The sequence below is a fragment of the Halomonas sp. NYA30 genome (assembly GCF_976980765.1).
In genome coordinates, this window is the sequence record NZ_OZ334477.1 from 1420540 (window position 1) to 1443099 (window position 22560).

The 22560-nt window shown below is 48.6% G+C and carries 17 protein-coding genes; all 17 read right to left on the reverse strand.

Annotation, left to right across the window (positions count from 1 at the left end):
* Positions 1 to 371: 371 nt before the first annotated feature.
* Positions 372 to 2105, reverse strand: coding sequence for a hypothetical protein (locus tag ACWI0H_RS06530; RefSeq protein ID WP_485875586.1), 1734 nt, complete (start codon positions 2103 to 2105; stop codon positions 372 to 374).
* Positions 2106 to 2763: 658 nt separating this feature from the next.
* On the reverse strand, positions 2764 to 3663 hold the full coding sequence (locus ACWI0H_RS06535; RefSeq protein ID WP_485875588.1) for a hypothetical protein: 900 nt from the start codon (positions 3661 to 3663) through the stop codon (positions 2764 to 2766).
* Between the two features lie 242 nt (positions 3664 to 3905).
* The gene (locus ACWI0H_RS06540; protein WP_485875590.1) at positions 3906 to 5669 is read right to left on the reverse strand and encodes an SLC13 family permease; all 1764 of its coding nucleotides are present in this window, start codon (positions 5667 to 5669) and stop codon (positions 3906 to 3908) included.
* Between the two features lie 62 nt (positions 5670 to 5731).
* Positions 5732 to 6697: a DHH family phosphoesterase gene (locus tag ACWI0H_RS06545; RefSeq protein WP_485875592.1), complete on the reverse strand. Its 966-nt coding sequence runs from the start codon at positions 6695 to 6697 to the stop codon at positions 5732 to 5734.
* 30 nt (positions 6698 to 6727) lie between these two features.
* Positions 6728 to 7402, reverse strand: coding sequence for a hypothetical protein (locus ACWI0H_RS06550; protein ID WP_485875594.1), 675 nt, complete (start codon positions 7400 to 7402; stop codon positions 6728 to 6730).
* Positions 7399 to 8100, reverse strand: coding sequence for a hypothetical protein (locus ACWI0H_RS06555; RefSeq protein WP_485875596.1), 702 nt, complete (start codon positions 8098 to 8100; stop codon positions 7399 to 7401). Before ACWI0H_RS06555 ends, ACWI0H_RS06550 begins: the two co-directional genes overlap by 4 nt.
* A complete protein-coding gene (locus tag ACWI0H_RS06560; RefSeq protein WP_485875597.1) occupies positions 8070 to 8774 on the reverse strand; it encodes a hypothetical protein in 705 nt (234 codons plus the stop codon). The genes ACWI0H_RS06555 and ACWI0H_RS06560 overlap by 31 nt, the downstream gene beginning before the upstream one ends.
* 153 nt (positions 8775 to 8927) lie before the next feature.
* Complete coding sequence (gene cysN / locus ACWI0H_RS06565) at positions 8928 to 10841, reverse strand: sulfate adenylyltransferase subunit CysN (RefSeq protein WP_485875599.1); 1914 nt, start codon at positions 10839 to 10841, stop codon at positions 8928 to 8930.
* Between the two features lie 33 nt (positions 10842 to 10874).
* Positions 10875 to 11783, reverse strand: a complete 909-nt coding sequence (gene cysD, locus ACWI0H_RS06570; protein WP_485875601.1) for a sulfate adenylyltransferase subunit CysD — start codon at positions 11781 to 11783, stop codon at positions 10875 to 10877.
* Positions 11784 to 11880: 97 nt separating this feature from the next.
* Positions 11881 to 12777, reverse strand: a complete 897-nt coding sequence (locus ACWI0H_RS06575) for a GDP-mannose 4,6-dehydratase (protein WP_485875603.1) — start codon at positions 12775 to 12777, stop codon at positions 11881 to 11883.
* Positions 12778 to 12804: 27 nt separating this feature from the next.
* Complete coding sequence (gene gmd / locus ACWI0H_RS06580; RefSeq protein WP_485875605.1) at positions 12805 to 13839, reverse strand: GDP-mannose 4,6-dehydratase; 1035 nt, start codon at positions 13837 to 13839, stop codon at positions 12805 to 12807.
* A gap of 276 nt (positions 13840 to 14115) precedes the next feature.
* Complete coding sequence (locus tag ACWI0H_RS06585; protein WP_485875607.1) at positions 14116 to 15285, reverse strand: nucleotide sugar dehydrogenase; 1170 nt, start codon at positions 15283 to 15285, stop codon at positions 14116 to 14118.
* An 8-nt stretch (positions 15286 to 15293) separates the two neighbouring features.
* Positions 15294 to 16250, reverse strand: coding sequence for a UDP-glucuronic acid decarboxylase family protein (locus ACWI0H_RS06590; RefSeq protein ID WP_485875609.1), 957 nt, complete (start codon positions 16248 to 16250; stop codon positions 15294 to 15296).
* The gene (locus tag ACWI0H_RS06595; RefSeq protein WP_485875611.1) at positions 16250 to 17521 is read right to left on the reverse strand and encodes a glycosyl transferase family 90; all 1272 of its coding nucleotides are present in this window, start codon (positions 17519 to 17521) and stop codon (positions 16250 to 16252) included. The genes ACWI0H_RS06590 and ACWI0H_RS06595 overlap by 1 nt, the downstream gene beginning before the upstream one ends.
* 80 nt (positions 17522 to 17601) lie before the next feature.
* Positions 17602 to 18987 (reverse strand): hypothetical protein, encoded by a 1386-nt coding sequence (locus ACWI0H_RS06600; RefSeq protein WP_485875613.1) that lies wholly within the window; start codon positions 18985 to 18987, stop codon positions 17602 to 17604.
* A gap of 8 nt (positions 18988 to 18995) precedes the next feature.
* Complete coding sequence (locus ACWI0H_RS06605; RefSeq protein WP_485875615.1) at positions 18996 to 22070, reverse strand: glycosyltransferase; 3075 nt, start codon at positions 22068 to 22070, stop codon at positions 18996 to 18998.
* Between the two features lie 12 nt (positions 22071 to 22082).
* On the reverse strand, positions 22083 to 22427 hold the full coding sequence (locus tag ACWI0H_RS06610; RefSeq protein ID WP_485875617.1) for a hypothetical protein: 345 nt from the start codon (positions 22425 to 22427) through the stop codon (positions 22083 to 22085).
* Between the last annotated feature and the right edge of the window lie 133 nt (positions 22428 to 22560).

Below are 22560 nucleotides of genomic sequence, written 5' to 3' on the forward strand. Positions count from 1 at the left end.
ACGACCTGAGTAATCCTCATTTCATTGGTGTGTTTCCTGCGCGCTACGCCGTGAGGGTGCCGCGAGATCGCTATAAATCCGTCTATGGACACTACTTTCACCGTTCCTGAAGCGAAAGACCCTCGCTTTACCCTATCGCCGATGCGCTTAAATCCGCGTGAGACGAGAATCCTTCTCTACGTGCGATTGTCCTGAGCGTCAAGTAGCGCTTGATCTATCATGCTGTGAACCCTTTATATACTAGCGCTTAGCTAATCATGCCACGTTCGCGTAAGGCTGCGATCATAACATCCCATCGTGCATTGTAAGGCGCGCTGCGACGAAGCAACCTCAGCCTGGTGGACTAGCTTGTCATCGTACTGGCAAGGTATTCACGTTTGATCACACTGATCATGCATTAAGCAATCCAACGCTTCGATGGCAGCGATAAGATCATTCAGCGTCTCCGGCGATACTGGTCGACCGTGCGCCGCATCATTGCGAATACGCATGATCTTCTGCAGCCGTGAAAGGAGCCGTTTATTAAGCGCAGGACGTAAGCCTTGCCGCTTGTATTCCTTGAGCTGCCGGTGGATAGGCGGCATTCGAGGTGGATCCTGGCTTGGATCCAGTGTGATCTTTTCAATTTCCGCACGAACCTGAGTCGGCAGTTCCGTACCATACTGCCGTAGAAACTGATCCCGAGTGTTCAATGACACTTCGCCAAGGCGCGGTGTGACCTCTTGAGCGATGAATGCCTCAAAGGCGCCCGCTAAATCCAGCACTGCGCGGCGAGTGTTATAGATGGAGACATAAAACTTAGCACTTTCCAAGAGTTCGCGTCCAAAGCTGACGCGTTGCACAACATGTGGCTCAAGCCGGACTTCGTCCTTTAATGCGGGACTGCCAGTGCTCACCCGTAGGAACTCGAAGCTTTTCATCGGAATGTTCTGAGCAAGGTTACCAGTAGAGTCAAACTGCTTATATGCGAGCTGATTTAGATCACCTGGAAGCACTTCTGGAATATCGCTGCGGCCAGTCTCCGCCCGTAGCCCCACTATGAGTTCATTAAGCCTGAGGACTGCAATGCGCAACGCTTCTGGATAAACCTCTATATTCCTGTACTGCACATCGCCAGGAGGTCGGGTGGTCTCGATCTTTAGTTCTCCGGGCAGCCAGAGTTCGACAATACTCTGTGCGTAAAGCCCCGATGGATTCATCATACTGTCGAGGCGCATGACTTGCGTAGCTTTCCAGCCAGCGCGCGAGTTTATGACACGAACGTGTTGCACTAACGCGATCACGCCTTCGTTTCGGTAAATACCTTCCAGGATGGGCAGCGCAAACGGCAACTGAAACTTCAGCCAGGTGCCCGGCAGAGGGCGTAGAGCCTCGAACTTTGTATTAAGAGCCTGCAGCGCGGGATAGTAGTCCAGGCTTCTGTCGTCATAGAGACCGGCTATGTGTTGGCTCCGCTGAAGATAGAAGCAGCCAAGCTTGAAGCCAAGCGCCTGAAGGAGCTTTGCGGCTGCGTTTGCCTTCCCAGCGGGAGTACGCAGGTCTTCGGCAAGAATCGAATCGAAAGTGTCTTTTGCAGCTTGGGTCGCTTCCGGAAGCTTCTGTCGCGCCTCTTCAAGAGCAGCTTGAGCCTCTGGGTGCGCATCCAGCACGACACGATGAAGCTGAACAAGATGGAAATGTCTTGCAGCATCTAATATGTCTGGCGCTGGATTCAGAATCATTTTAAGCAGCTTGCCCGGTGCCCCAGTAGTCCACTGAGGCTTCGGCTGCAATCCCTCCTTGGCAGCAGCTATGATTTGAAGTTCGCTATTGAGGTCTACAGCAATCGCTGCGTCAGCTTTCGTACCGACGACGCGAAGTTCGGGGATCCCATCTAGCGAAGATAAAATGTGTGCGATCCCTCGGGCAACCTCTCCCCAGTCCCCGTCCTTCGCAGCTGGAATATTGAGTTCCGGGTAGAGGCTTGGTTGATGCAGTGCAGCAGGTCCGTTTGGCAGTTCATCGGTATGCACATTAATGAGAGGAGCAAAGCCATCGAGCTTCGCCTGCAAACGTTGGAATAATGCTTCAACCTGCTCCGGGATCCAAACCTTACCGATCGTCATGGTTCTGCTTGCTCATGATTGTGTGAAGCGTATTGCTCGTTACTGAATCCGAATGTCAAAGTAATGCCTTGGCTGTGATAGCTTCTTTGATGATGTAAAGCAGACGCTCCTAGAAAACAATGGAACCCATAATCACCAAAACGGTCTGCTACCGCTTTTTCACGGCCTACTGCTAGGAGGGCTATTATTCAGCCGCGTGCTTGGCAGAACGGTGCAGGCGGTTTCCTTTCTAGCTATGGATCATCATCGGTTCGGTCCTGGCAATAGCGCATGCTTTAGAAAACTCTGGCGCTGCTGCCTTACTGGCCTAAGCCATTCAAATGCTGTTTAACGGCCATGGCGTGTACGCAGCCTTTATTGGTTGCTATGTGCTCACCCTGCTGCTGACGTAAACCGTGACCAACAAGGGCCGCTATTGTCTTCCCGGTGGCCTACGCTGTTTTGATTCCATATGCTACCAAACCCACCTAATGGTTTACTCGCCAGGGCAATACCGTATTGCGGATTTTCCCAAAGTAGGCTTGCCGGTCAGCCTTACCTACATAGCGGGTGTGCTGGTGCTAATGCCGTGGGTATTTTCTTTTTGAAAACTCGGCGGTGTCATATCGAGGAGGAGCAACGATGCCATCTCAAGCTTGCAGGCATTAAAAATTAGCATTCAGCGCCGTACCAGGTAACCCGGAAGCTCTCTGAGGTCGATAGTCAGAGCTTGCGGTGGAATGTTCTCTAAATGACCAAACAACTCATAGCCAGACTCACCGGGTATTTCTATCCGCACGTCTACATGCTGGTTTGGAGCGCGTCTGGATAGTTGCTCATGCAGGTAAGCAAAATCGGCTAACCATAACCCATGAGCCTTTAACTCAAGGGCTATCCTAGCATTCAGAGGCGGCTGCAATGGGGCTCCTTCTTCTATTTTTGTACCAGAGTGGCGTTCAAGCTTCCTCAAACAAAGATGAAGATGGTCGACTGAACGTTGTGACATACCCCCACTTATCACCCCACCTGCCACCAGCTGTGCCAGATGAATAAAGGCATAGAGTTCTTGCTCGTTCAGCGGAACCAAAGCACCGCCCTGGCTGGTGCCGGTCAATTGAATAGGGCTAACGGAAAAAGAAGCGGTACGGTGTACCAAACAGTGCCGATGTTCTGCCGTTGCTGCATAAAGCTGAGCTATAGCTTGCCAAGTGAGTGCCTGCGTACCCAGCAGAGAAGTATCTCCGCCACCTTGTTTAGCTAAGCTGCACTTCCTTTTGATGGACCAGCCGCTTTTCAGGTCTTGTTTGTGACCTTCGCGAGAAAACGCCAATTCCAATAGTAGATCCAGCACTTTCCACGCGGCACCAAAAACGAGGGGCAACAATGCCGCTCGCAACGCATCATCACGTCGTGATACTTCATTAGCAAAATGCACTTGAAGGCATATTGAGCCGCTACCTGCCATCGCTTGGCGAAAATCCCAGGTATCTCCAGGCTCCTCTCCTATCAAAGGCAGGTAACGATCCAAAGCGAGACGTTCGAATTCGGTGGCTTCGATAAAGCCATCTATGGTTGTCATTAACTCAACCCCTTTGAAATAGTTATAGTTATGCTTTAGGCCACCGCCACCGCCACCGCCACCGCCACCGCCCCGTGTCATTGAGGAGGCCCGACGAAGCAATCTCAAGCCAGCGGCAGCACCCAACCTCCCCCCCCCCCCCAGATTGCCGCGCTGCGCTCGCAATGACACTGCCACCCCAAATCGCCACGCTGTGCGATGACACCCAGAATACTGTGCCGCCTCAACCCTAAGCCTGTCTTTTAAAACGCCCATACCCTAGGAATAAGCAATACCGCCGTTATACCTACCAAAAGGCTGAGTGGAGCGCCAAGGCGAAGATAATCCTGAAACTTATAACCGCCTGGGCCATATACCATGAGGTTGGTTTGGTACCCCAGCGGCGTCATAAAGCTGGCGGAAGCAGCAAACATAATAGCGATGGCGAAGGGCAGGGGGCTAACGCCCAAGTGTTCGGCCAATGCCATGCCGATAGGAAACATCAGCACTGCAGCAGCATTGTTGGTAATTAACTCTGTAAACACGGTTGTGAGCACATAAATCAACGCTAATGACCACCAGGGTGAAAGCCCGCCTATCATCAGCCAATCAGCAATATACGCTGCTGCCCCTGTTTTGCTCATCGCTGCCCCCAAGGAAAACGAAGCAGCGATAACCACCAGTACTGAAAGATCCACATAGCGGCGGGCCTTGCTGGCCGTAATACAACGAGTAACCAACATACCACCCGCTGCTAGAAAAGCGGCTTCCAGGATACTGAGTAGCCCAGAAGCGCTGGCAAGTACCAGTGCAGCGAGTATTCCCAAGGCATATGGCGCCTTACGAAAATTGGGGGGCGTAGAGTCATTCAGCGCGCTGATCAATAGAAAGTCTTTACGGTAGCGGTACTGCTCGACGAAGTCCTCGCCGGTTTCAAGCAGCAGTGTATCCCCGACCTGAAGGGTGATGTCCCCTAACTTACCAGGCAAGCGGTTACCCGCACGTGATATGGAAAGAATGACCGCCTGATAGCGTGAACGAAAGCGGGATTTACGCACGTTCATGCCTAGCCCGGTGAAGTCCGGGCCAATCACCGCTTCAACCAAGCAGCGGTGATGATGCGCAATATCCAGTTTATGCACGTTGCCATTGGCGGGTTTGAGCCCCTGAATTCGGCGCAGCTCTCTTGCGCAAGCAGGGGCGCCAATGAATACCAGTACATCACCTGCTACCAACTGTGTTTGAGGGGGGACGGCAGTCATCAGTCGCCCCTGACGCTCAATATCCGCCAAGTAGCCATGGCGAAGACTACGTAAGCCTGCATCTGCAATACTGCGGCCAACCAAGGGCCCATCGGGTTCAACCACCACTTCTACACAATATTCCCGTGCAGTCTCGAGCTGTTCCAGAGCCGTTTGCCTATCCGGCAGCAAACGCCCGGCAAATAGCCACAAAAAACCGCCCCCCACCAGCAGCAGGGGCACACCCACCCACGCCAGCTCAAACATATGCAGTGAAACGTTCATTTCACGCTGCAGCAAACCATCCACCACCAAGTTGGTACTGGTGCCTATCAAGGTACACGTACCGCCTAAAATAGCGGCATAGCTAAGAGGCAACAGCAATTTTGAAGGTGGGAGTTTTAAGCGTTGCGCCCACTCCTGCACGGCGGGAATTAACATCGCCACCACGGTGGTATTGTTCATAAAGGCGCTTAGGCCAGCCGCGGGTAACAGCATGCGTAGCTGCGCTTCTGAAAGGCTGCGTGGCTGCCCTAATAAAATTCGCGCCAGCCACTGTACTGCCCCCGTTTCCTTTAACGCAGCCGCCACGATATAAAGCGTGGCGATAGTCATTACTCCTGGGTTAGCAAAGCCCGCTAACGCTTCAGGCGGGGAAAGAATGCCGCTGACGACCAGAAATGCCAGCGCCGCCATCAGAATCATATCTGGAGCAATACGGGTCATTGCCAGCGTTCCCAACACGCTGGCAATAACCACCAGCGTTAAGATGGCATCAAAAGGCATGAAAGCGTCCTATCAATTGCAAGTATGAAAACCAAAACAACGCTGCCTGTTTAGGTCCATGGCTAATGATAAAAGAACGCCTGAAAATCATCGACAAAAGGCGCAAGCTGCGCTTCGGAGAGATGGTTAATACCGCCCGCCGCTGATCGGCCGCCCCCACCTGGGTAGCGCCTGCAGAAGGTATCCGCGCCAGTTTTACGCATAAGCGGCGCACGAATGCTAACCAGGTAACCTCCCTCAGGTTTGCACGTTAGCAGTGCGTGAGCGCGCTCTGGTGCCAGGTTGGCCAATTCATTGGCATACACACCGCTAACCCGCCTTGCCCAAGCTGCGGCCGGTAGAATCGCCACCGCCGCAGAGGCGCTGACACTTTCAAACGGTGTATGCTCCGCCGCCTGCATATCATCACGGTAGCCTGCCTCCAGGGTGGCAAACGTGGTGCTGTCTTCTTCGATAAAATGGAGTGGATTCGCATAACGCAGCGTCTGCTGAAAAAGCGTATCCGGTGTTATATGCAGGTCATCCAGCGTTTCGCCATAGCCGTTGTAATTCAGGTAAATACCCAATGCCTGCAATTGATTCACAGCCTTTTCGGACAACCCTATTTTTTGTGCCAAGGCGTTAGCACGGGTCAGCATATTGTCGCCAAACGCACCAGTAATCGCCCAGGCAGCAAATCGATCTGCCAATAACTGATTAATAATGAGGCTAGTGCACGTGTTGGGGTCGGTATCGATATGAGTGTGCAGCGCCGAATGGATCGGGATCTCCCCAGGATAATGGTGGTCGGCGTACATCACGCGCCCTCCCGCTGCTAGCACCTTCTCTAAATCTTCGCGGTTACGGTCAAGCGAGATATCCAGCACGGTGACATCATCACCAGACTCGGCTTCAACACGGGAAAGCAGCGCAATATCCCGCTTAACACCGGTAATACGAATCGCCTGCTCAACAGGGTTGGCCAAACGCCACTGAGTTAAGGCACAGATACCATCAGCATCCCCGTTAAATACATCAAAATATGTCATTTAAAAACTGATACCCGGTTTGAGTTGCGGCTATGAAAGAGCAAGCCAGTTATTGCAATCAGAGCTAACCGTAGAAGAATCAGCGGAAAGCATCAGGCAACTGGCATCATCAGCTAATTGATGAAAGGGCACTTGCTCTATGAGGTGTTCTACCCAGTACCCATCTGTTGCCAAGAGGATCGAGTGAAGCCCTGCCTCAAATTGCACCACTTCGGGTTGTGTGAAGCGTCTTGCCTTTAAACTGCGAGTGAGTATATGGCGAGAGGGAGAAAGCTCTGGAACGGTCTCTTCTGCATTTGCTAGAGAAGCGGCCAGCGTATGCACCGGTGAAAGCCATTCGATGTGTTCGCCACGAAGAACACCCAAACGACAGTCGCCACAGCTAACGCCAAATGCAGTATGCCGCTGTAAATCGATGATAACCGCCGCGTAGCTTCCTGACTCTGCTGGATAACAGTGCCGTAATGCTCGGCAGGCCTGCTTCATGGTAGCGATGACTTCTTGTGGAGAAAGCGTGTCATGACGGCTTACACCTTCAAGAACATGACTTGTCCAATCGTAGGCGAAATCAACGCCTCTAGGGCCGCGCTGAGAAATATCCACAATCAATGCGAATACGAAATTAGCACCTACGTAGTAGCCTCCTATATCACGGTTATTAGGGCATTCTCGCCCCCGCTGGCTTGCCCAGCTGGCATTTATCATCGAGCGAGCTCTACCAGCTTCCCCAATCTTTCGAATATCAGTGCTTCACGTGCAGGATCATTGAGCGCCGTACCCTGCACAGCATATTCGAAGTCAGGATGGCGAAGTAAGTCCGAAAACTCGTCAGCAAGATAAGTACGCAGCGCGAACGAAGCGCTTTTTACCTCTTCCATTAATTCCTCGCGGCCATCAATGAGTGCCAGCAAGTCTTCAATATCGCGGCTCTCCAAAGGATCGCTCTTGCCGCGTCCTTTATAGGCTTCAAGTTTGGTAGCCAAGAAATAAATAGGCTGCACCAAACGTATCGTCACTGTTTCTGTCAGTTGAAAGGGCTGAGCGGTACTCAATGCGTCTGCATACCAACGGTTCGTAAAACCATAGGCGTTCTCTGCATCTGGCATGAAATCCACCCGAAGTTCATCCAGCTTCATGGCACAGATAGGGTCATCTTCATCCAAAGAATGGCTAAAGCCCCGCTTACGGAGTGTCTGCTCCAATTCATGCATGCCCATATAACCCACGACATGAACGATAAGGTCGACATCATCGGTATGACGCACTTGCTCTCGAGAAAAATCATCAGAAAGCAATAACCCTGTTGTGCAGCCACCAACAAAAGCCACTTGCGGCAATAGGTCTTCGCCTAAGGCCTCAGCCACTTTGGCAATCATCGCCTCATGTACGGAGATTTGTGCCATGCAGATACCCTTTCCCGTATAAGTACATACAGCTGACTTTCTGCCAGCTTTCGTTCCCGTGGTTGGCCCAAGCGGATGGCGTCGGTTAACGCCAGTAGGGCATATAGTTGCTGATCTTGCCTAACCGCGTAAGGCACACTTTTGTATAGAGGCTCAACGCTCATCCCTTTGGTATTGCCGCGTGCATCAGGCCACACTGGTAAAAACTCACCGGCGGTCATTAGCTTCCCTTCAAGAACGGGAGCACCCAAGCTCGTTGAAATGCCGCGTGTCACGGCACCGGCCGTTGCCGGGAATACGTAACGAAGCCCATACACAATAAACTCAAATAACGCCTTTCTGTTGACACGCGGTGTGCCCGTTGAGTGCTCGGGCTTAGCGAGCCCCACTGAGTAGCAGCGCTTGAGTGACAGGCTGATTTGAGTACGGCTAATGCCCGTTGATTTTTCTAAAGCACGGACACCGTATTGCTCGGCTACAAATCGCTCATGCAATTCATGCCTCGACCAGTGCGGTTCCAGATCGAGCGAGTTTTGCTCGTTTTCTACCTCCCAGTCTTGCCAATCCGGCAGCGCCTTGCTGGCGCGGGTTGGAAGCTCACCCGCAGCTAGCCCTTTTTCTAACTGAGCTAGGCTGATTAGCTTGAGCAATAAAACGATATCTTGACTTTTCATAGCACCTCACCCCTCCGTGTCCCGTGTCCTGGGACGCGGGACAACAGTCAAGGAGGTCCATCAATAAGTCAACAGGAAAGCGTGAGAAATAATAAGATTGGGTGAAAAAGCAACACAGCGGTTACCTTGTTGTGCCATAACAGAAGAGGGTGATCAAATCACCCCGCGTGCTTGCAGCAGTTCGATGACCTGCGTAGCCAACTGTTCGACGTTGGCGTCACCGGCGGGTAAGCGTAACTCTGGGGTTAAGGGCGGTTCATAAGGGCTGCTAATACCAGTGAAGTTAGGTAGGTTACCGGCGCGTGCCTTCTTATAAAGGCCTTTCGGGTCGCGGGCTTCGCAAACCTCTAGTGAGGCATCAACGAATATCTCGATAAACTCGTCGTCTTCAAGTAGCTCACGGGCCATCTGGCGCTCGCTACGGAACGGCGAAATAAAACTGACCAGCGTAATCAAACCGGCTTCCACCATCAGCTTGCTGACTTCCCCCACACGGCGGATATTTTCAACGCGGTCTTCCGCCGTAAAGCCCAGGTCACGGTTAAGGCCATGGCGCACATTATCGCCATCCAACGACATGGTGCGCTTACCCAGCGCCTGCAAACGCTGTTCTACCGTATCTGCAATGGTGGATTTACCTGCCCCAGAAAGCCCCGTAAACCACAACACGCAAGGTTTTTGTGCCCCAGCAGAAGCGCGCAGCGCTTTATCAACCTTCATGGCTTGGCGATGAATATTTGACGCACGGCGTAAACCAAATGTCACCATGCCGCAGGCCACCGTGGCATTGGTCATCCTATCGATGAGAATAAAACTGCCCATTTCAGGGTTTTCAACGTAGGGGTCGAATGGCACCGAACGGTCAAGCGAGAAATTGCAGAACGCCACATCATTCAAATCAAGATGCTTGGCTGCCATGTGCTCAAGCGTATTCACGTTGACCACATGCTTTAACTCAGTCACCTGGGCACCGCATCGCATGGTGCCAATCTCAATCAAATAAGAGCGGCCGGGGTACAAACGCTCCTCACTCATCCACACCATGTGGGCCGCAAACTGATCGGTTACTTCTGGCCTCGCTTCGGGCGCAACAATCACATCACCCCGAGAAACATCTACCTCATCTTCCAACACCAACGTGACCGCTTGCCCGGCAATCGCCTGTTGCAGCGTGCCTTCCGGCCCGGTTTCATAAGTAACGATGCGCGCCACTTTGGAGCGCTTGGCTGAAGGCAGGATCACTACCTCATCACCTGGGCGAACCGTGCCACCTACCACTTGGCCGGAAAACCCTCGAAAGTTGAGATGGGGCCGGTTAACCCATTGCACCGGCATACGAAACGGGCGGGCAGACTCATCACGGCTGACATCCACCGTTTCCAAGTGGGCCAGCAGGGTAGGGCCCTGGTACCACGGCATCGCCTGGGTCGGGTGAGTTACGTTTTCACCGGTGAGCGCACTCACGGGAATGCAGGTCACCTCTTCGATGCCCAGGTGCTCGGCGCAGGCCAAATACTCCTTACGAATGGCCGCGAAGTCTTCCTCCCGCCACTCCACCAAATCCATCTTGTTCACTGCCAGCACCACATGGCGAATACCTAACAGCGACGCAATAAAACTATGGCGTCGGGTTTGGGTTTGTACGCCTTTGCGGGCATCTACTAACAACACGGCCAGTTCCGCTGATGAGGCACCTGTCGCCATATTGCGAGTGTACTGCTCATGCCCTGGCGTATCGGCCACGATAAACTTACGGCGGTCAGTGGCAAAAAAGCGGTACGCCACGTCAATGGTAATGCCCTGTTCGCGCTCTGCCGCCAGGCCATCCACCAGCAGCGCCATATCCAGCTCGCCTTCACCGGTGGTGCCAAATCGCCCGGAATCACTGGTTAAGCTAGCCAGTTGGTCTTCAAATAACAGCTTGCTATCAAAGAGCAGGCGCCCAATTAGGGTGGATTTACCATCATCCACACTGCCGCAGGTAATAAAGCGCAACAGCCCCTTACGTTCCTGGGCTTGCAGGTAGTCGTCTACGCTTTGGGTAATGGCTTCTAAATTCGATGACACGGTGCGTTTCCCTTTATGAAATGGGCAGTGGGGTTAGAAATACCCTTCCTGTTTTTTGGCTTCCATGCTGGCCCCGGCGTCCTGATCGATTACCCGGCCCTGGCGCTCGCTGGTTTTCGCCAACAGCATTTCATGGATGATTTCAGGCAGGGTTTCCGCCTGGCTTTCCACCGCGCCGGTGAGCGGGTAGCAGCCCAGGGTACGAAAGCGAACCCACTTCATTTCTGGGGTTTCACCCGGTTCTAGCGGCATGCGTTCATCATCGACCATGATCCACGCGCCATCACGCTGCACCACCGGGCGGGGCTTAGCGAAGTAGAGCGGCACCACCGGGATGTTCTCCTGGTAGATGTATTGCCAGATATCCAATTCGGTCCAGTTAGAGAGCGGAAACACACGAATGCTTTCGCCTTTATGAATCCGCCCGTTGTAGTGTTCCCACAATTCTGGGCGCTGGTTTTTAGGGTCCCAGCGGTGGGTAGGGGTACGGAACGAGAAGATGCGTTCCTTCGCGCGGCTTTTTTCCTCATCGCGCCGGGCACCGCCGAACGCCGCATCAAAGCCATACTCGTTCAAGGCCTGCTTGAGCGATTGGGTTTTCATCACATCGGTATGCACCGCCGAGCCATGCGTAAACGGGCCGATGCCCTGTTCCACCCCCTCGGGGTTAATATGCACCTTTAAATCCAACCCCAACGCTTGGGTGCGCTGGTCGCGAAACTCGATCATTTCGCGGAACTTCCAGGTGGTATCCACATGCAGCAGAGGGAACGGCGGCAGCGAGGGGGCAAACGCCTTCATGGCCAAATGCAGCATCACGCTGCTGTCTTTACCGATAGAGTAGAGCATTACGGGGTTGCGGAACTGTGCTGCGACCTCGCGCATAATGCGGATGCTCTCGGCTTCCAGGCGTTGAAGGTGGGTGAGTGCAGGAGAAGTCATATAGAACCCATGAAAAGATAGTAAGAGAAGCTTTTACAGCGGTTGTAAAGGTTCTAGCTATTAAGATTGACGATTATGAGCAAGACGATTTTCATGATCACGAAGGTTTGCTTGCTGCAACCAACATGTCGCTTAACGTTTGATCAAGCGAGTATTCTGCTTGCCAACCTGTTAGCTCTTTTAAACGCGCATTGGAGCCGCATAAACGAGGAATTTCATTGTTTCTTACAAAAGCAGGATTGACTGTGATTTCAATGTCATATCCTGCTAGCACACTGATTTTTTCAATAATGGTGCGTAGCGCAGTATCAGTTCCCGAGCTGATATTGACGGCGGTGCCCGTCACATCGCTATTTAGCAGCGACATATAAGCATTTACTACATCTCTGACGTCAGAAAAATCACGGCTGACATCGATATTGCCTAGCTCAATAGTGGGAGAGCGGTGGGCAAAATGCTCGACAATTTTGGGAACCAGAAAACGGTTGTGTTGATAGGGGCCGGTATAATTAAAGGGGCGAGTAATCACAATCGGTAAACGTTCAAACCAGTTGGCTACCATGTGTTCCATCGCCAGCTTGCTGCAGGCGTAATGGTTGACTGGCGCTGGGCATACGTTTTCATCGATGATGCCGATATCTGGAGTACCGTAAATATTGGCACTACTGGCTACCAGAATACGTTTTGGAGGCGTTTCTAGTTCTGCCAATGCTTGCAGAAGATTGAGCGTACCAAACACATTTACGTCGTAGAATGCCCGCTGGTCTTCATGGCCTACGAATGAAAGCGCCGCTAGGTGAATCACCCAATCTGGTTTGACGTATTCAATACATTTTTTAACGGCTGACGCATCCGTTAAATCGCAGGGCAGGGTATGGTAAGCAGTGGTAGGCTGGCTGCCCAGCCCTACCACTTGCAACCCTTTGTTGGTAAGTGCCTCAACCATATAGCGGCCGGTAAAACCGGACGCGCCTGTCACTAATGCGATGGGCATTGGTTTGGCTCCTTTGTACAGGGTTGCTTAAAAAGAAAAACCTTGCTGGTTACGGCGAAGGTCGGCTTCCACCATCATCTTACATAAGGCTTCTAAGCTGGTGGTAGGCTCCCAGCCCAAGTCGTCCTTGGCTTTTTGTGGGTTACCAATTAGTAAATCTACTTCCGCTGGGCGGTAGAATTTGGGGTTAACCCGTACAACAACGTTACCCGTTGCGCTATCAATACCCACCTCATCTTCTGCTACGCCTTCCCAGCGAATGTTCATATCCACTGCTTTGAATGCCAGGGTAACAAAGTCGCGTACTGTTTCTGTACGGTTGGTGGCCAGCACATAGGTATCAGGCTTATCTACCTGCAGCATGCGCCACATACCTTCCACGTACTCTTTGGCAAAGCCCCAGTCACGCTTGGCATCCATATTGCCAAGTTCCAACGTATCCAATTTACCCAGCTTAATTTTGGCCACGGCATCGGTGATTTTGCGCGTGACAAACTCACGACCACGCAATGGCGATTCATGGTTAAACAGAATGCCGCTGGTAGCAAAAATGCCGTAGGACTCGCGGTAATTAATGGTCATCCAGTGGGCATAGAGCTTGGCGACACCATAGGGGCTACGTGGGTAGAAGGGGGTGGCTTCGGTTTGCGGAATTTGCTGCACTTCACCAAACATTTCAGAGGTCGAAGCTTGGTAGTAGCGAATCTTCGGATTTACGATACGAATCGCTTCCAACAAATTGACAGCGCCTAGCCCGGTAATTTCACCGGTTGTGATAGGTTGATCGAAAGACACCCCCACAAAGCTCTGGGCAGCCAAGTTATACACTTCATCCGGCTGAGCCGTTTGCATTAACCGGATGCTTGAGGAAAGGTCGGTTAAATCATGTTCAATTAAATGAAAACTAGGGTGGTCTTGAATGCCTAACTCTTCAATTCGCCAGAAATTAACCGAACTGGTGCGTCTAAAAGCACCGTATACAGTATAGCCTTTTTCTAGTAGTAGCTCCGTCAAATAAGCGCCATCTTGGCCCGTGATACCAGTAACAATAGCCTTTTGCATAAATTATACTCCTTATTGATAATTAATTACTCAGAACATAAGTGACTATGTATAAGTAATTGTGTGTTCGCTGCCATAACCACCAAATATCCGATTCACTTCGCTACATAGCTTGGTAAAACTCTCGTAGGCGGTCAGTGGGCACGCCTGCGAAGGGGTTGCGTCTGTCAAAGCCTGTTCTGTGTGGGTCGATACAAAATGCCTTGCCATGCTCTTAATCTGATGTAATATCTTGACAGAATTCGTGCAGAAAAAATCTGCCTAAGCACTTATAAGTCAGGAGTCACTTCTAAAAATATCCCGTGTATAGACTTTCTGAGCAATATCCTGAATCTCAGGCATCATGCGGTTTGCAATAACAACATCACTCAGGCTTTTGAAAGACTCCAGGTCTTTAATGACTTCAGAACCAAAAAACTCTGACTCATCAAGAACTGGCTCATAAACCACCAGCTTGATGCCCTTGGCTTTGATTCGCTTCATAATGCCTTGCATGGCACTGGCACGAAAATTATCAGAGCCTGATTTCATAACCAGCCGATAAACACCAACCACTTGGGGTTTATGCTTGAGAATGGATTCTGCGATGAAATCCTTGCGGGTCCGGTTAGCATCCACAATGGCCTGGATCATATTGCTGGGCACATCCTGGTAGTTAGCTAATAGCTGCTTGGTATCTTTGGGCAAACAATAGCCACCGTAACCAAAACTTGGGTTATTATAGTATTTGCCAATACGCGGGTCTAACCCCACGCCTTCAATAATCTGCCGGGTATCCAAGCCATGAATTTCGGCGTAGGTATCCAGTTCGTTAAAAAAGGCGACCCGCATAGCCAGATAGGTATTGGCAAATAACTTGATGGCTTCGGCCTCGGTGCTATCTGTAAACAACGTCGCAATATCATCTTTGATTGCGCCTTCTTGCAGTAAGCGAGCAAATTTTGCAGCACGGTCAGAACGCTCGCCCACAACGATACGGGTAGGGTAAAGATTATCTTTAAGCGCCTGCCCTTCACGAAGAAACTCAGGCGAGAAAAGTAGGTTCTGGGTATTAAACCGCCGCGAAGCCTCTGCAGTATAACCCACAGGCACTGTCGATTTGATCACCATGACTGCATCTGGGTTGATTGACATCACTGACTGGATCACGGCTTCTACACTGCGCGTATCAAAAGTATTGGTTTCAGGGTCATAGTCTGTCGGGGTGGCAATAATCACAAAGTCAGCCTTCTCATAGGCTAACTGCGGGTCAAGAGTTGCTGTTAAATTGAGCTGCTTGTTTACAAGATAATCGCTAACCTCTGCATCTTCGATGGGGGATTGTCGGTTATTGATTAAATCAACCTTGTCTTTGAGTAAATCAATGGCAGTGACCTCATTGTTTTGTGCAAGAAGCACGGCATTAGAGATACCAACATACCCTGTTCCTGCGATAGCTAACTTCATAACTCACCCTACTTATTCACGATATCTGAAAAATAACTGATGGTAGAAGTTAGCCCTTCCCGCAATTGAACCTTCGGCTCCCATCCCAGTTTATCTTTTGCCATCTGAATATTCGGCTGCCTCTGTTTCGGATCATCATCCGGCAGAGGATGAAATACAATTTCTGACTGACTACCCGTGATGTTGATCACCTGCTTAGCCAACTCCAGCATGGTGAACTCACAAGGGTTTCCTAAATTTATGGGGCCTGCAAATCCCTTTTCGGTGTCCATCAGACGCAGAAAACCCTCGATTAAATCATCGACATAACAAAAAGAGCGCGTCTGAGAACCATCGCCGTAGATGGTAATATCCTCCCCGCTCAAGGCCTGAACGATAAAATTAGAGACGACACGGCCATCACTTGGGTGCATATTAGGCCCATAGGTGTTGAATATACGCGCCACTTTTATATCAAGCCCATGTTGACGATAATAATCAAAGCAGAGCGTTTCTGCACAGCGCTTCCCCTCGTCATAACAGGAGCGAATACCGATCGGGTTCACATGGCCCCAATAAGACTCCGGCTGGGGATGCACAAAAGGGTCGCCGTACACCTCAGAGGTGGATGCCTGGAAAATTTTAGCACCACACCGTTTGGCCAAACCCAGCATATTGATAGCGCCATGCACACTGGTTTTTGTCGTCTGCACCGGATCATGCTGATAGTGCACAGGGCTTGCGGGGCAAGCCAAATTATAGATCTCGTCCACTTCCACATATAGTGGAAAGGTGACATCGTGGCGCATCAGCTCGAAGCGGGGGTTATCTAGCAGATCGGCGACATTGGAGCGGCGGCCCGTAAAGAAGTTATCAATGCATAAAACCTCATGACCTTCAGCCAACAACCTGCGGCAAAGGTGAGAGCCAAGAAAACCAGCACCGCCGGTCACAAGTACACGCTTTAAATCATAAATTGATTTCATTATTTATTTACTACCCTGGCAGCAGAAAGCAGCTGTTCAGCTGCAAAATTCATCTGGCTATCGAAAGAAAGGCTATCGGCAAAGCGTTGACCATTTTCAGCGATCTCTCTTGCTTTATCATCGTTATCCTTGCACCACTGGATCTTTTCAATGAGATCAGACATATCTTGCTTAACCGGCACATAATGAACCCATTTTTCAAGCTGGTCGTAGTACCACTGTTTTCTGTCTGAGTCCACACGAAGAACGCAGCTACCCATCATCAGTTTTTCGAGGAAACTCCATGGGGAAACATTGCCATCAATTTCTACAAGGTATTTATATTTAGCAAACTCATCGAATTTGACGTTATCACCAAAAAGACGTTCTTCTATAAGCTTTTCTACAATTTGCACCTTTGCTTGCTCATCGGTTGCTTGAGCCACATTAGTAATTTTCGCGTCTAATATTGAGCAATTGTTTTTAGATAGTAGTGAAAGCGAATAACGAGGCAGTTTAATTATATTTTCCACGTTGAGCATTCTGCCACCTGATGTACTGCCACGCCAAAAAGCCTTTGGTTCTTTATTAGACCATTCATCAAGAGCTAATTGCGCAACCCTTCTCCGCAAATTGGCAAAGCCACGATTACGATAGTACTTATCGTCTGGAATTAAAAAAGTTGAACAGAAATATTTATCCGAATCGTAACACAATATTCGAGAATCTTTATGCACACCGTCACCAAAAGCAAGTTCTACTTTAATCTTGTCCCCAAAACAGAAATTTGAGATTGATAAAAAATACCAAAAAAAGTCATCGTTATTTATTCTTGAATTGATCAAGTAGTTTAGATAGTCTATTGCTCCCAAATACCTGTCTTTAAAATGACCAGTTAGGCGGCTATATAATAAAAAAGAGTCAGGAAGTATGTTGCATTTATTGAATTTACCGTTCAGTAAGAACTCTACAGTGATGCTGGTTAAATCATTGTCATGAAAAAATACAATACTTTCTTCCGCTCTGTTTTCGATATTGCAATATAATTTTAATCTATTATGGGACTGCGGAATTAAAAAGCCCTCCGACACTGCTTTTTTATATTCATCAACTTTTTTAATTATTAATGGGCCCCAGGGCCTAAAACTCTTTGCCAAGCTCATCAAAGTTTGAGCTTTTAAAATATCACCAGATTTCTCAGCGTCCAATGCATAATCTCTCAAGCTATCTATCAATTCAGGTGTTATATGCACTGACTCCGCTGGTTTTGGCAGTTTTTTAGGGTTTTGCATAATAGAGCTCTTTGTCACCTTCGTCTCGTCAATTAAAAAAACTTAGATTTTGTGTGGAAGTACCTAGGCGGAACACTGGATTATGATACAAAAAATTTTAAATAAGCTGGATTTAAGCCCTCATTCTCAAGCCAACAATTGCCCTCTTCAACAGCAGTAACAACCAGCGTATATTCGCCAGGTTCATTTGGTGCCAATATTTTTATAATCACTTTCTCTTCTTTTCCTGAAAAAATAACTGAATTAGGGATTGGCGTTCTTACTCCATCGAACAGATAAAGCTCACCATTCTTCTTCCAGTGATAGCTCATTTTAGGGCCGGCAGCTTCATTGATTGGCCAGTCAATTAGAGAGGTATTTGCCACAAAAGCTTCTAACTCGAAGTGCTGACCACATCTAAGCGCAGTTGTTTGGGGCATAGCAGCGACGTACCCCTCAAATATTTTTTTATGCCTAGCCTTATAACTTTTCAATGCAGTCTCAAATAAGTAGGTTACTGCATCTGCCAGCGATGGCACTACTTGCTCCCAGCCAAAGTCCTCATAATCATTTTTAAAATCACTTTTATCAATAATATCGATACCGTATTCTTTTTCAAGAAACTCAGCATCCTCACTTGATTGCGACAAGAGCTGTGCTTGAAGTTTTTCTTCAATAGCAATTTTAGGCCCACCTACGGAAGACAGTCTTCTGCCCAAAAGGTGACCATAATCGGAAACCGCATATTTAATTTTTCGCTTTTCAAGTTGCTTTCTAAGCGCATCGGAAAATACTATTGCCGGCCATCGCAAACTTTCATTTTCACGAGGAGGCACCTGATATTTTTCCTCAAAGTCCGCCTGCTCAACCCCGCAAAAGCTCATAAAATCAATCAAAACATCCCCGCCAATTAAATCTTTTGGCGAGAAGCTCCTAACATAAACATTTTCTTTTCCAAAAATCTTAAAGAATTTTTCTAATATAGTTTTATAGTTGTTTTTTGGGAGGTAATCATTTATTAAAACAGGTTGCCCCTGCTTTGCTCGTTGGCTCATAGCACTTTTAGAGTATGAAAAAATCGGACGAACATAAGCAATAACATCAACCACATCGGAATAATGCAAAAAGTATGACCTAAGTTTTATTAATGCAGGCTCGTCAAGACTTACAAACCCTTCATATGAAACGCATAGAGTACTGTTAGGATATGACTCACATATTGAAGACTCAAACTCCTTTAAGAAATGGGCATCACGTCTTTTTATTTCTTCAATATTATCAAGACCAGTATAAATATTTGTAATGTATTTTTCGGGCCTAGATGACATCACAGACCCCAAAATAGCGTGCCACCTGCCTGATGGATACGAAATTAGAAAATCCTTTGCGATGGAGGCTCGATGCGTATCAAAGAAATATTGAATAGTACTCGAACCGGTCTTATCCCAGCCAACATGAAGAACGACTCTTTTAAATTTTTTATTCATTCAATTACTCACTTATCTTCGAAGCAACTATTTTTAATTATTAGTTTATGTTGGCGAAACAGTGCTAACAACATCTGATCATGGCTTTGCTGCCAAGTTAACCACGGGAGAGAATCTGAGCGCGGGTGTTTTTTCTGTTTGAACAATTCCAACCACTGGCGTACGGCCTCTACCAAAGGCTCTTCCGTTAGTGAGTCAGCAAAATAGTAGGCGTGATCACTCGCTACCTCTCGGAAAACCGGAATATCGCGGGCAATAATTGGCAAACCTTTTTGAGCGGCTTCAATCAGCGGCAATCCAAAACCTTCACCTTCACTGGCAGCAATCAGACAGCTGCTAGCAGCGTATACTTTTTCTAGATATTCATCACTTATACTTTCCAACCACAGCAAACGATTATTAAGTTGTGGGTGTGCTTCAATAAAGTTGATCAGTTCATCAACCAGCCAACCTTTTTTACCTACGAATACTAAGTTTATGTCGGCACCTTGATTCCACAGTCGAGTAAATGCTTCCAGAACCTGCCGATAACCCTTGCGCGGCTCAATAGTGCCCACCATGAGGAATGAAGGGCAGTCGCGAATGCGCTCGAGAGTGCTATCTGCATTCTCAGGAAGACCCTTAGAGGGTGCGCTATTGCCAATATCTGCGCCTAGGTGAAAATGATCAATCTGAAAATGGTCGGCTACTTCAAGCTGATGCGTATCGCACCAGGCTTGCAACTCGTTGGCCACGGCACGGCTTATGCACAATGCCCCGTGGCTCTTGGCAACCACTTTAAGCCAATCTTCGTGCCCTTTCTTGAAACCGGCAGGATAGTAGTTTTCAAACTGAATGGGTATTAGATCGTAGACTACAAAATAGGTCGAAACACCAGCTCCCATCATGTGCTGAAACAGCCCTTGTCGCCCAGCATTAACAACGTAGCCCCCAGCTAAGTCGAGGCCCAGGAAGATATCACCGGCACAGAACTCCACCGGCTCATCAGGCATGTAGCTAGTAGGTGCTCCCAAAAAGTCGAAGGTGTATTCGCGGGCGTGGTAATACCCCCACTCCCCATCTATTATCTCCATAAACACCGGTTCAACACGGTAGTCTACTGGTGGTGACTTGATCATTTCTGCTAAAAAGGCCCTTACCACCCGCTGGATACCAGTTTTAAAGTCGTCCCTAGCGACAACAGAAATATCAACATAGAGATTTTTAACTGGCTTCCCGAGGCGATCAATGTGTGACAATGCCGCCGCTAGATTCACTTGTTCGCTGTTGGTTTCTGGGATGAGTGATTGATGGGCCAGTTCATTGACCACGGACTGTGCCATGTGCGGACTGTAGCGGTATGCTTCCTCAATCGCTTCCCAGTATTGGAGAGCACAGGTAGATGGTTCGTGCTCAGTATGTAAAAGCTTTGCAGCCGCTTCACCTAACTGCTTTCTCACATGTTCATTGTTCGTAAGCTTCTCCAGCGCCTCTGCCAGCTGCCAATCTTCAAATTCATCAGGCAGCATGAACACCGTGTCCTCAGGAATATCTGCCATAGAGCCATTGGCATTAACAATCGTTGCGATGCCATTGTTCATACAGTCCAGCACCGCTGCCGACGTTTCGCCGCGTGATAGGGTACGTAACTGAATGGCAACATCCGTAAGTTGAAGATATTCTTGATATTCGTCTGCTTCGGTCCAACCAACGATCGTGATGTTAGTGCCATACTCGCCTGACTCCACTTTTCGCCGCATTGATTGTCCGTAATCGTCGGCTTCAGTATCACCAACAAAGAAAAGTTTGTATCGGGAGTTGAGGGAGAGACCAGCCATCTTCCAGGCTTCAAGTAATCGATGATTCTGCTTAGTTGGCCCGAGAAAACCAAAGCTCGCAACGACTACATCTTTTTTACCTAATCCATATTTGGTTCTTAGGTCTTTTCGCTCTTTGCTTGGCGCAATATCGCGAAGCAATGGGATAACTTTGAACCCACGGCTACTTTGATACCACTTCTCAGCCAAACGAAGGGAGTTTTGTGAATGAACAATCGTACCAACTGAGTTATCTACCACACTTCGGCTACAAGGGTATTTGAAGACAGTTTCCGTATCACCGCAACACAAGCGTTCCTGAACACTTTGATAGCCATGGGCATAATAGAGCTCATGATTTAATGAGTGTTCAGAAATTTGATGTGCTTCTCGATACCAGTTGATACCACTAAGGAAAAAGTCGTGCAAAACCACAACCCCCGGCACGGCTTCAAGAAGCTCAAACATGTCCGCATGTTGCGGATTATTACCGAAGTGATATAAAACTCTATCATAATCAGCAGCGCAACGGTAAAGCTCCGATAGCGGAAAAACTTGGCAGTTATTTTTCACCCAGCCCGGTGCTATGTCGTTTTGCGGTACAAATACGTCAATCTGGTAATAACGAGCCAGGTGTGGGATCAATGACTCGCTATAATCTGCAATCCCACTTTTCAACGGAGGTAAGGGTGATACGTATGCTAAACGGTGATGAGGGCTGTAACCCAGAGCTGAATTTTCAACAAATTCATCTACCATTAGAGCGATATTTTCTAATAATCCAGTGCCATCCGTATTAGTATGAGAATGGCTTGCTACAGCATTATCTGCAAGTAAGGAGTGCCACTTTTCAATAGGAAACCACTCGCTCATGGAATAACAGGCGATTGATGTCTTTTCTTCTCCCGTGACGCCAACCAAAAAGGTCGGGATCATCTTTAAAAATGCTTCAGTTAACGGTTTGGGAGCTAGGCTAAGTGGTTTTTTGGGTACTGGAATAACGACAGCATCTGGTCGCAGTGACCTAATCAATGTCTCTTTTAAGGCTAGGTTTAGATCTGAAGCATCAGAACCTTGAGAGAGATCCATTGTCGGCCATGACAATATTCGTTCGCGTGGTAAATAATGCTCCAGCTCTAATCTGAGGGGAGCGGCTTTATTTCCTGCGATGATGGCAAACAGCTGTTGCCCATATTCTAGATGAGACAATTGCTTTATGAACTCTAACTCGGTGGAAGGGTCTTCATTACTACCCTGGATCCACTCGAGGTCGATAACTATATGCATTTAAACTTCTCTCTAAGTGAGTGATGCTTGGTGCAAAGATTTAATTAATTTTTTTGTTTTAAGAGTCATCTTAATTGGGTTGATTTTCCCTTGGGTAGCGGGTCGAGATGTCCCAATATTTAAGTGACGAACTTTAAACTCCTCGGAATTTTTCAATTCATCAATAAGAGAAGAGAAGCTGATTTTTTTATGAAGAATTTTAGTCAAATGATTTAGACTAGGCTCATCCACTTCGCGGAAAAGTAAAGTGCGATAAGCTGCCCGGATAAGGTTTTTTTTGTTTTCTAATCGGAGCGTATCTATAGAAGAAAATTTTTCTGCAGATAGAGCGTTGGTGCAGGCATTTTTATCAAACATAAAGATTTCCTTGTTGCTCTAAGTTTTAGTAAACTTTGGTAATAAAAAGCATCGGTATTGTCCGCAAGAAGTAACCGCTATGATTAGTTGGTAGTAACTCTAGATGAAGCCGTTTATTGAGTTGATGCTGAGG